At 28.3% G+C, this 4,911-nt stretch carries 3 protein-coding genes and 2 other annotated features; all 3 genes read right to left on the reverse strand.

The window, feature by feature from the left end; translation table 11 throughout:
• Nucleotides 1-219 precede the first annotated feature (219 nt).
• The 3 genes from J7G74_RS14880 to J7G74_RS14890 all read right to left on the reverse strand — a co-directional run bounded on the left by J7G74_RS14880 (nucleotide 220) and on the right by J7G74_RS14890 (nucleotide 4,386).
• A complete protein-coding gene (locus J7G74_RS14880; protein ID WP_297136771.1) occupies nucleotides 220-1,599 on the reverse strand; it encodes a YjiH family protein in 1,380 nt (459 codons plus the stop codon).
• Between the two features lie 86 nt (nucleotides 1,600-1,685).
• Complete coding sequence (locus J7G74_RS14885) at nucleotides 1,686-2,810, reverse strand: alanine/ornithine racemase family PLP-dependent enzyme (protein ID WP_297136772.1); 1,125 nt, start codon at nucleotides 2,808-2,810, stop codon at nucleotides 1,686-1,688.
• A 210-nt stretch (nucleotides 2,811-3,020) separates the two neighbouring features.
• Nucleotides 3,021-3,231, reverse strand: a binding site (T-box leader).
• A 90-nt stretch (nucleotides 3,232-3,321) separates the two neighbouring features.
• The gene (locus tag J7G74_RS14890) at nucleotides 3,322-4,386 is read right to left on the reverse strand and encodes a bile acid:sodium symporter family protein (RefSeq protein ID WP_330616595.1); all 1,065 of its coding nucleotides are present in this window, start codon (nucleotides 4,384-4,386) and stop codon (nucleotides 3,322-3,324) included.
• A gap of 74 nt (nucleotides 4,387-4,460) precedes the next feature.
• Nucleotides 4,461-4,735: a binding site (T-box leader), on the reverse strand.
• Nucleotides 4,736-4,911: the final 176 nt, after the last annotated feature.

The raw sequence follows: 4,911 nt of genomic DNA on the forward strand, positions 1-4,911 counted from the left end.
CAAAGAATTTCATAATTCTTGTTGAGCATAGAGATCATTCCTTTCATGGGTTTGTGTGCAACTCTATGCTCTTTTATTTTGCAAAAAAAGTCAATACTTAAATGTCAACTAAACATTATACTATCAATCCATTAGAATATAAAAAGGTTCTTGCTCAACTAATAATCTTATTAGTTAAACAAGAACCTTTCATTTATATTATTTAAGTTTAATTTTTATCTAAAACAACATATGAGCTATTGGTGTAATAACTAAAAGAGATATTACTGTTCTTATTAAGAATAAAATCATTAAATCTTTTAAGTTAAGAGGTATATCTGATTTTAATATAACAGCTCCTGTCTCAGTCATATACACTAACTGAGAAATAGATAGTGTACCTATTACAAATTTAGTTATTTCAGCAAATCCATCTCCACTTACCATTACTGATGGTATGAACATGTCTGTAAATCCAACAAGTACTGCTGGCGCTGCTTCCACTGCATTAGGTATTTTTAATAAATCTAATAAAAGTATTACTGGATATGATATCCATGTAAACACTGGTGTGAATTCAGCAAATGCTAAAGATATTGTACCCCATGCTAAAACTAATGGTATTAAACTTATATATATATCTAATATGTTTTTAAATCCATTAGTAAGTATATCATTAAGAGTAGGTGCTTGATCAGCTCTTTTCATTGCATTTTGTAAACCTTGTTTAAATAAGCTATCTTCATCACTTACTTCTTCTGCCTCATATGGAATATTGTTATAAGTTTCATTTTTTATTTTACATAAAGGATAAATTCTAGGTAATATTAATGCACATACAAGTGAAGCTGCACATACTGTTAGATAAAATGGTGTAAATTTATCCATAAATCCTAATTGGTCTGCTATAACTGTAGAAAATGGTAATGAAACTAAAGAGAAACAAACTGCTATTATACAACTTTCTTTTTTACTATAAAAACCTTGTTTGTATTGAGTATTAGTTATCATTATACCTAAAGTCGCATCCCCTAACCATGAAGATAAAGTATCAACTGAAGCTCTCCCTGGCACTAAGAATAATGTTCTCATAAATTTAGAAATCATACTTCCAAAGAAGTCCATTAATCCAAAATCTAATACTAAAGGAAGTAAAAATCCTGATATCAAAAATAAAGCTATTAAACTTGGCATGATTCCCATAATTACATGACCTGTATCTTCAGATATGATAAACTCTGGACCTACGTTAAAGTATATCATTACTACAAATACTGCTCCTACTATTCTAAAAAATAACCAAAATGGTGATACATTTAATATATTATTTAAAAATTCACTTTTTATATTTATAAATTTAGATAATGTAGATAATACAGCCGAAGCTACAATTATAACTAAACATATAGCTGGTATATAATCTGTTATCGTAAGTTTTAATAATTCCGAAATAAATCCTATACCTATATTTACAGGTGATACATCTGATATATTAAACATTTCCCCAAAAGGTAGTGGTATTATAAATAAAAATAATCCTAGTAAAGACGGTATAAAAAATTTTAAAAATCTAAGTACCGAGTACTCTTTCTGTAATGTGTAATCTTGTTCTGCTTTCATAAAATATTCCTCCATATAATTTTTTAATAATTTAAATTTCTCTAGTCCTAGTAAATACACATTTTCTGATATGAACTAATTAAATTTTATATAATTTTTGTTTCCAGCTCTTCCAACTGTATATAATGTTTATTTACGTATTTTGATGATGTTAAATAAAGTGCATTTGAGTAAAACATCCCAAAACTCATAATATCTCCTATTTGAAAGTTTTCTTCTGAATTTTGTATATCTACTATAAGGTGATCACTGCTACTTCCTATTATTTCTACGCCTTTTTCTAAAGGTACTAAATCTCTATCATTTACAAAATCTTGTCTTCCTACTGCCAAAATAGCTCTTTTTCTTATTCCTCTATCTTGATAAGTAGGCTTATTTCCAAAGGCATCTAAAAACATTTCACCTATTGGATATGATGGCTTTTCTTTTATTTCTATTATTTCTGCCTTTAATATCATAGTGTCTTTATGCATTCTATCTAAATCATATCCCCAATAATCTATTAAATCTCTGCCTACTAATAAGGCTTCTCCTATTCGTAGATTATTTATTTTCTCTGGTATATTATCATCTAGCACTAGTGGTAATGATGTAGTTGAACCACCAGATATCATATCTAGTTCTCTACCTATTTTATTTTCTATTTCCTGAGCTACTTCACATAAGTAATTTAAATTTTCATAAGATGGTTTAATTGATCCATAGCAACTTAAATTAGTTCCTACTCCATATAACTTTACATATTTCAAGTTATTTTCTATATACAAAGCTATATCTATAAGTTCTTCTTTGTCAAAAAATCCTTCTCTCAAGTCACCTAAATCCATCATAAGAACTACTTTGTGACTTTTATTTTGTTTCTTACATTCTTTTTCTAATAAATTAATAGTTTTTATTTCTGAGTTTAAGCTTATATCTATTTTTTTAACCACATCTTTTATTTCATGTTTCATAGGCATTCTAATTAACATTGTTTCTTGCTCAATATTTTTTTCTTTTAAGTTAATTAGTTGTTCTATTCTAGAGCTAGCTAAATATTTGCATCCTCCTTGAGCTAATACATTTACTATTTGAGGCTCTGCATTTACTCCTTTTATAACACCGGCTATGTTTATCCCTTTTTCTTCACATATATTCACTAAAAAATTTGTATTATCAGATATTTTATTAAGATTTATTTCTAATAGTGGATAACTTGTTATAGCATCCATAATCATTCCCCCTGCATGTAAAATTTCCCTACAATTAAAAAAGTCCCTTGGCTTTAAAACCAAGAGACGAAATTTTCCGTGTTACCACTCTTATTGATAAGTTACTTTATCATATTCTCCATAATATTATGAATTTTCAGTTTATAATATTTATGAACGTAATGTCTGAGTAGTTTTTTTGAGAATTAAAAAAGTCCCTTGGTTAAAAAACCAAGAGACGAAATTTTCCGCGTTACCACTCTAATTGATAAGTATACTTATCCACTCTAATCTCTTAAGGCGAGATATACCTAATATCCTACTATTATTTCAGATATTCTTCTCCAAAGCTCTCTTCAACATAAATATTGTTACTAGGCTCACACCAACCCTAGCTCGCTGAAACGTGATTTATATCTACTCTCTTTTTCTCAGAATTTTTATATTTAATTTACTTAATTACAATTTTATCCATATCCTTTTAATTTGTCAATATATTTTTAAATATTTTTTTAAATTATAATTAATATTATTATACATTTACTTCTCGTCCAACTAACTCCTTCTTTATACTCTCTTCTTTATCTAAAGGTTTATTAGCCCAAAAGTTGGCAAGCATTGCTCCTGATACTGCATGATAAGTACTAGATACTACACCTGGTATAGCAGTCATTGGAGAGAAATGTGTCATAGCAAGAGATGTTGCAAGACCTCCATTTTGTAAGCCAACCTCTATAGATATTGTTCTTCTTTTAGCTTCTTCTAAGCCTAATTTCTTAGCTACCATATATCCTAATAAATATCCTACTGTGTTGTGTATCATAACTGCTACTAATATAAGTAATCCAGAGCTAAGTAATGAATCTACATTTGTTCCTACTATTGATCCTATTATTAAGACTAAGCAAACTGTTGATAAAAGAGGAACTAATTTTGTCCCTTCTTCTACTACTCTTGGTAAAAATTTATTGCATAATAAACCTAATACTATAGGTACTAATACAACTTGAAGTATTGATGTACACATTGAAGCTAATGAAACTTCTATGCTACTACCACCTAATAAAAGTGTTAAAGCTGGTGTTAAAAATGGTGCTAAAAGTGTTGATATAGATGTTAGTGTTACTGATAAAGCTACATCACCTTTTGCCATAAATGACATTACATTTGATGAAGCCCCACCTGGGCAACATCCTACTAGTATTAAGCCTACTGCCATTTCTGTAGGTAGATTTAATAATTTAGCTACTAAAAATGCTACTGAAGGCATTACTGTAAATTGAGCTAGTGAACCACTAAGAACATCCTTTGGTCTAGTAAGTACAAGTCTAAAATCTTCTAATCTTAAAGTCATACCCATTCCAAACATTATTACTCCTAAACATGTATTTACATGTGGTGAGGCAAATTCAAATGTGCTTGGTATAAGTACAGATAGCCCTGCAAAAGCTAACACTATAAAAGCCATATATTTTGATGCAAAGTTACTTAATTTTTCTAAAGTTTTCATAATAATATTTCCCCCTAAATTTTCTTTTAATTTAATATTTTTATTATCTTTTTTATTGTTGTTAATATGACTAATATCAATATCCATTTGAATCTCACCACCTTTTATTTTTATTTTAAAATTAAAAAAACTTTCATCCTAATAAGCAGATTTCTCTTACTTATAAGGACGAAAGTTATAATTTCGCGGTACCACCTTATTTATAGCCACAATAAATATAGCTACATCTCATTTTCAAGTCGGATATAATCTTAATTTTAATATATATCTTAACTCTAACCATATAACGCTGGTATACGTCTACACTTACTCGATTTCTTTCACTGTAGAAGCTTAGGAGTGATCATTATATACATTAGTTAATATCTAACTCTCACCAAATGTTAGTTCTCTGTATTTAACACCATTGTATTTTTGTCTCCTTCATAGCCTTTACTATGTTTTATTATAGTAGTAATAGTAGCACTATTTTTCTGACAATTCAATCTATTCTTTAATTCTTTTAGAAAAATTTTACATTTTATTTTTACTAGTAATTTTCATTTCTTCAAGAATAAATGGTAAAACTTCTTCAGGCTCTATTTTTAAGACATGGGCAAATTCATTATGAAG

This window comes from Terrisporobacter sp. (assembly GCF_017888745.1).
GTDB lineage: Bacteria > Bacillota > Clostridia > Peptostreptococcales > Peptostreptococcaceae > Terrisporobacter.

Coding starts and splice junctions, on each gene's coding strand:
- J7G74_RS14880 (WP_297136771.1), bottom strand. CDS start 1,599: ATGAAAGCAGAACAAGATTACACATTACAGAAAGAGTACTCGGTACTT.
- J7G74_RS14885 (WP_297136772.1), bottom strand. CDS start 2,810: ATGGATGCTATAACAAGTTATCCACTATTAGAAATAAATCTTAATAAA.
- J7G74_RS14890 (WP_330616595.1), bottom strand. CDS start 4,386: ATGGATATTGATATTAGTCATATTAACAACAATAAAAAAGATAATAAA.